The organism is Rhodococcus phenolicus (assembly GCF_001646785.1).
In the GTDB taxonomy this organism is placed as follows: domain Bacteria; phylum Actinomycetota; class Actinomycetes; order Mycobacteriales; family Mycobacteriaceae; genus Rhodococcus; species Rhodococcus phenolicus.
Window position 1 is genome coordinate 1 of record NZ_LRRH01000182.1, and the last position, 5,131, is coordinate 5,131.

6 protein-coding genes are annotated in these 5,131 nt (G+C 70.8%); all 6 read left to right on the forward strand.

Annotation, left to right across the window (positions count from 1 at the left end; genetic code table 11):
- The coding region (locus A8G15_RS28640) for a ribosome-binding factor A (protein ID WP_211270266.1) at positions 1-286 on the forward strand (286 nt) is incomplete at its 5' end.
- A 7-nt stretch (positions 287-293) separates the two neighbouring features.
- Complete coding sequence (locus A8G15_RS28645) at positions 294-1,292, forward strand: DHH family phosphoesterase (RefSeq protein WP_068166591.1); 999 nt, start codon at positions 294-296, stop codon at positions 1,290-1,292.
- Positions 1,276-2,646, forward strand: a complete 1,371-nt coding sequence (locus A8G15_RS28650) for an MATE family efflux transporter (protein ID WP_068166592.1) — start codon at positions 1,276-1,278, stop codon at positions 2,644-2,646. Before A8G15_RS28645 ends, A8G15_RS28650 begins: the two co-directional genes overlap by 17 nt.
- Complete coding sequence (locus tag A8G15_RS28655) at positions 2,643-3,587, forward strand: metallophosphoesterase family protein (protein ID WP_068166594.1); 945 nt, start codon at positions 2,643-2,645, stop codon at positions 3,585-3,587. Before A8G15_RS28650 ends, A8G15_RS28655 begins: the two co-directional genes overlap by 4 nt.
- A gap of 38 nt (positions 3,588-3,625) precedes the next feature.
- On the forward strand, positions 3,626-4,297 hold the full coding sequence (npt, locus tag A8G15_RS28660) for a 4'-phosphopantetheinyl transferase Npt (RefSeq protein ID WP_068166595.1): 672 nt from the start codon (positions 3,626-3,628) through the stop codon (positions 4,295-4,297).
- A 25-nt stretch (positions 4,298-4,322) separates the two neighbouring features.
- The coding region (gene truB / locus A8G15_RS28665; RefSeq protein WP_068166593.1) for a tRNA pseudouridine(55) synthase TruB at positions 4,323-5,131 on the forward strand (809 nt) is incomplete at its 3' end.

Consider the following 5,131-nt stretch of genomic DNA (forward strand, 5'->3'; position numbering starts at 1 on the left):
GGACCTCGACGCCGAGCCCGATCTCGCCGCGGCCGCCGCCGGGCTCGAGAAGGCCAAGGGGGTGCTCCGGACCAAGGTCGGCGCCGGAACCGGTGTGCGGTTCACGCCGACCCTGACCTTCGTGACGGACACGGTGCCGGACACCGCCCGGCACATGGAGGAACTGCTCGCCCGCGCCCGCGCCGCCGACGACGAGGTCGCCAAGGCCCGCGAAGGGGCATCGCACGCCGGCGACGCCGACCCCTACAAGGAACCGCGTGAGCGAGACGACGCCGGCGACGAGTAGCCCCGCCATGTCCGACACCACCACCTCCGGCAGCACCCCGCCCGCGACCGCGGTGGACTTCCGCGGTGCGGTCGAGCTGCTCGACGCGGCAGGATCCGTGACGGTGCTGTGCCACGTGCAGCCCGATGCGGACACGCTCGGCAGCGGACTCGCGCTGGGTCTGGCGCTCGAACGCCGCGACGTGCCTGTGCAGGTCGCGTTCGGATCGCCGAACGACGTGCCCGACTCCATGCGGGAACTGCCGGGTCTGCACCTGGTCACCCCCGTCGGGGACGTGCGGGAGACCGTCGATCTGCTGGTCACCGTGGACTGCGGTACCGCCGGACGGCTCGGGCGGCTCGCACCCCGCCTGCACGGGGCCGCGCGGACGCTCGTGATCGACCACCATCGGTCGAACACCCGGTTCGGCACCCACAACCTCATCGAACCGGACGCCGAGGCGACCGCTGCGGTTCTCGCCGACCTTTTCGACGTGTGGGGTGTCGAGATCGACGCGGAGCTCGCACACTGCCTGTTCGCCGGGCTCGTCACCGACACCGGCTCGTTCCGGTGGGGCCGGCCGCAGTCGCATCTGCTCGCCGAGAGACTCCTCGCGACGGGTATCGACGGGGCTCGCATCACCCGGCAGCTCCTCGACACCCATCCCTTCGGGTGGCTGCCGATGCTCTCGGCGGTGCTCGCCACCGCGACGCTCGTCCCGGACGCGGCCGGCGGCCGAGGGCTCGTCCACGCGAGCGTCCTGCGCGCGGATTCCGCGCACCTGCGTTCCGAGGAGATCGAAAGCGTCATCGACATCGTGCGGACCACCGCAGAGGCCGAGGTCGCCGCCGTCTTCAAGGAGGTCGGCCCGAAGGTGTGGACGGTGTCCCTGCGTTCGAAGGACGAGATCGACGTCTCGCTCGTCGCGACACACCTCGGAGGCGGTGGGCACCGCGCCGCCGCCGGTTACACCGCACACGGTGATCGCACCGAGATCGTGGCGGAACTGCGTGCCGCCCTCGGCTGACCGGGACCCGACCGAAGCTTCGGCGAAGAGGATCCTGGGGCTGGCTCTGCCGGCGCTGGGCGTGCTCGCTGCGGAACCGCTGTACCTGCTGTTCGACATCGCCGTCGTCGGTCGCCTCGGCGCTCTCGCACTGGCCGGGCTGGCCGTCGGCGGTCTGATTCTGGCGCAGGTCAGCACTCAGCTGACGTTCCTGTCGTACGGCACCACTGCGCGGGCCGCCCGGTTCCACGGTGCCGACCGCGATCGCGATGCGGTGGGTGAGGGCGTGCAGGCGACCTGGCTGGCGCTCGGGGTCGGCACAGTCGTGCTGGTCGTCGGGCAACTGCTCGCCGGGCCGGTGGCGGGGCTGATCGCCGGCGACGACGAGATCGCGGATGCCGCCGTGTCGTGGCTGCGCATCGCGTTGTTCGGTGCCCCGCTCATCCTGGTGACCCTCGCCGGCAACGGGTGGATGCGGGGCGTCCAGGACACCGCACGGCCGCTGCGGTATGTCGTCGTCGGGCTGGCGTTGTCGGCGGTGCTGTGCCCGCTGCTCGTCCACGGTCTCCTCGGCGCACCCCGGTGGGAACTGGCCGGATCCGCGGTCGCCAACGTGATCGGGCAGGCGGTGTCGGCGGCACTGTTCGTGCAGGCGCTGGTGCGCGCGGGTGTGCCGCTGCGACCGCAGCGCGCGATCATCGGCGCCCAGTTGCGCCTCGGCCGCGACCTCATCGCCCGCAGCCTCGCCTTCCAGGCGTGCTTCCTGTCCGCTGCCGCCGTCGCCGCCCGCTTCGGGGCCGCCTCGGTCGCCGCGCACCAGGTGGTGCTGCAGCTGTGGAACTTCGTGGCGCTGGCCCTGGACTCCCTCGCGATTGCTGCGCAGGCGCTGGTCGGGGCAGCGCTGGGTTCGTCGGACCGTGCCGGTGCCCGCCGGCTGGCCTGGCGGATCACCGCGTGGTCGACGATCTTCGCGGCGGCGCTCGCGCTGGTCTTCCTGCTCGGCAGCGACGTGATTCCCGGTCTGTTCACCGGCGACGCCGCGGTTCTCGACCAGATCGGGGTCGCGTGGTGGTTCTTCGTGGCGATCATGCCGCTGGCCGGTGTGGTGTTCGCGCTCGACGGGGTGCTGCTCGGAGCCGGCGACGCCGCGTTCCTGCGCACGGCGACGCTGGCCTCCGCGCTCCTCGGATTCCTGCCGCTCATCTGGTGCTCGCTCGTGTGGGACTGGGGTCTGGCGGGAATCTGGACGGGACTTACGGTGTTCATCGTGTTTCGGATGGTGGCCGTCGTGTGGCGGACGCTGTCGGGACGATGGGCGGTGACGGGAGCGGACCGGCAGGTGCGGTCCCTCGACCAGGCAGAAGCGGAAGGATAGTGCCGGTGGCGAAGCTGTGGGCGATCAGCGACATCCATGTCGGACACAAGGGCAATCGGCCCGTCACCGAGGACATTTTCCCCGAGTCCCCGGACGACTGGCTGATCCTCGCCGGCGATGTCGCCGAGAAGACCGACGACATCCGGTGGGCGCTGAAACTGATGCGCAGCCGCTTCGCGAAGGTCATCTGGATTCCCGGCAACCACGAGCTGTGGACCACGGCGAAGGACCCGGTGCAGATGCGCGGTGTCGCCCGCTACGACTACCTCGTCACGATGTGCCGCGAACTCGACGTGGTCACCCCCGAGGACCCGTTCCCGGTGTGGGAGGGCGAGGGGGGACCCGTGGTGCTCGTCCCCATGTTCCTGCTCTACGACTACTCGTTCCTGCCGGAGGGAACCACCACGAAGGCCGACGGGCTGGCGCTCGCGCGGGAACGCAACGTCGTCGCGACCGACGAATTCCTGCTCGGCCCCGACCCCTATCTCACCCGCGACGCATGGTGCCGCGCCCGCCTCGAGCTGACCCGGCAGCGACTGGACGCGCTGGATCCGACGCTGCCGACGGTCCTGATCAATCATTTCCCGCTGGTGCGCGAACCCACCCGGATGTTGTTCTACCCGGAGTTCGCGCTGTGGTGCGGAACCACCGACACGGCCGACTGGCACGTGCGGTACCGCGCGCTGTGCTCGGTGTACGGACACCTGCACATCCCGCGCACCACCTACTACGACGGGGTCCGGTTCGAGGAGGTGTCGATCGGCTACCCGCGCGAATGGCAGCGGCGAGGGCTGCCCGATCAGGTACTACGGCAGATCCTGCCGGTTCCGGATTATCCGCCGGGCACTCTCAACAAGTGGGGCGGACACTTCACGGTGACCCCCGAGATGGAAGCGGAAGTGGAGAAGATGCGCGCACAGCGAGCGAGGGAACTGCGGTGACGGAAACGACCCGGAACGTCCCCGACGCGCCCGAGACGCTGATCGGGCGGATCCTGCCGGCCGGTGTCGTCGCCGCCGAATTGTTCGACGACCCGGCGGGTCTGCTACCGCATCCGCAGGAGGAGGCACTCATCGCGCGGGCCGCCGACAAGCGACGCCGGGAGTTCATCGGCGCCCGGCACTGCGCCCGGCAGGCGATGCGACGGCTCGGTGTCGATCCGTCGCCGATCCTCAAGGGCGAACGCGGCGTGCCGGTGTGGCCGCGCGGTGTCGTCGGCAGCCTCACCCACTGCGACGGCTACCGGGGAGCGGTGCTCGGATATTCGCTGCAGGTGCGCTCGGTGGGCATCGACGCCGAACCGCACGACGTGCTCCCGGACGGAGTGCTGCCCGCGGTGAGCCTCGAACCGGAACGGGACTGGCTCGCCGCCGCTGCCGACAACGACGTCCACTGGGACCGGCTGCTGTTCTGCGCCAAGGAGGCCACCTACAAGGCGTGGTTCCCGCTGACCGGCCGGTGGCTCGGGTTCGAGGACGCCCACATCACCTTCGGCCGCGACGACACCGCAGCGGGCGCGGTCGCGTCCGGGACGTTCCGGTCGAAGCTGCTCGTGCCCGGCGACACCCGGGACGGCGCGCCGCTGTCGGTGTTCGACGGGCGGTGGCTGGTCGCCGACGGTCTGGTGCTCACCGCGATCGCCGTGCGCTGAACCGGGGGTGGCAGAATCGGGCCACGTGTCTGCCACCGAGAATCCCGCCCTCGCCAACGCCGGTCTGCTCGTCGTCGACAAGGACCCGGGCATGACCAGCCACGATGTCGTGGCCCGCTGCCGGCGTCTGCTCGGCACCCGCAAGGTGGGGCACGCCGGCACCCTCGACCCGATGGCGACGGGAGTGCTGGTTCTCGGGGTGGAGCGCGCCACGAAGATGCTCGGGCTGCTGTCGCTGACCACCAAGTCGTACACCGCGACGATCCGCTTGGGACAGAGCACCGTCACCGACGACGCGGAAGGCGAGACGGTCGCGACCACGGATGCGTCCGATGTCAGCGACGAGGCGATCGCCGCCGGGGTCGCCGCGCTGACCGGCGACATCGAGCAGGTACCCGCGAGCGTCAGCGCGATCAAGGTCGACGGCAAACGGGCCTACGCGCGGATGCGTGAGGGGGAGACCGTCGAGCTGGCGGCGCGGCCGGTGACCGTGTCACGGTTCGACGTGCTCGCGCGTCGTGACCTTCCCGGCGACGGGTTCGTCGACGTCGACGTCGAAGTGGACTGCACGTCGGGAACCTACATTCGTGCGCTCGCTCGCGATCTCGGCGTGGCACTCGGCGTCGGTGCGCATCTGACGGCGCTGCGGCGCACCAAGGTCGGCCCGTTCGGGCTCGAGCACGCGCGTACCCTCGAGCAGCTCGCCGACGATCCGGCGCTGAGCCTCGACATCGACGCCGCGGCGCGTACCGCGTTCGCGTGCCGCACCATCAGCGACGACGAGGCCGCATTGCTCGCCAACGGTCGCTGGCTCGAGCCGATCGGCATGCCCGG

Bases quoted from the DNA above. Each gene is read 5' to 3' on its own strand.
- A8G15_RS28645 (WP_068166591.1), top strand. From the start codon at position 294: ATGTCCGACACCACCACCTCCGGCAGCACCCCGCCCGCGACCGCGGTG.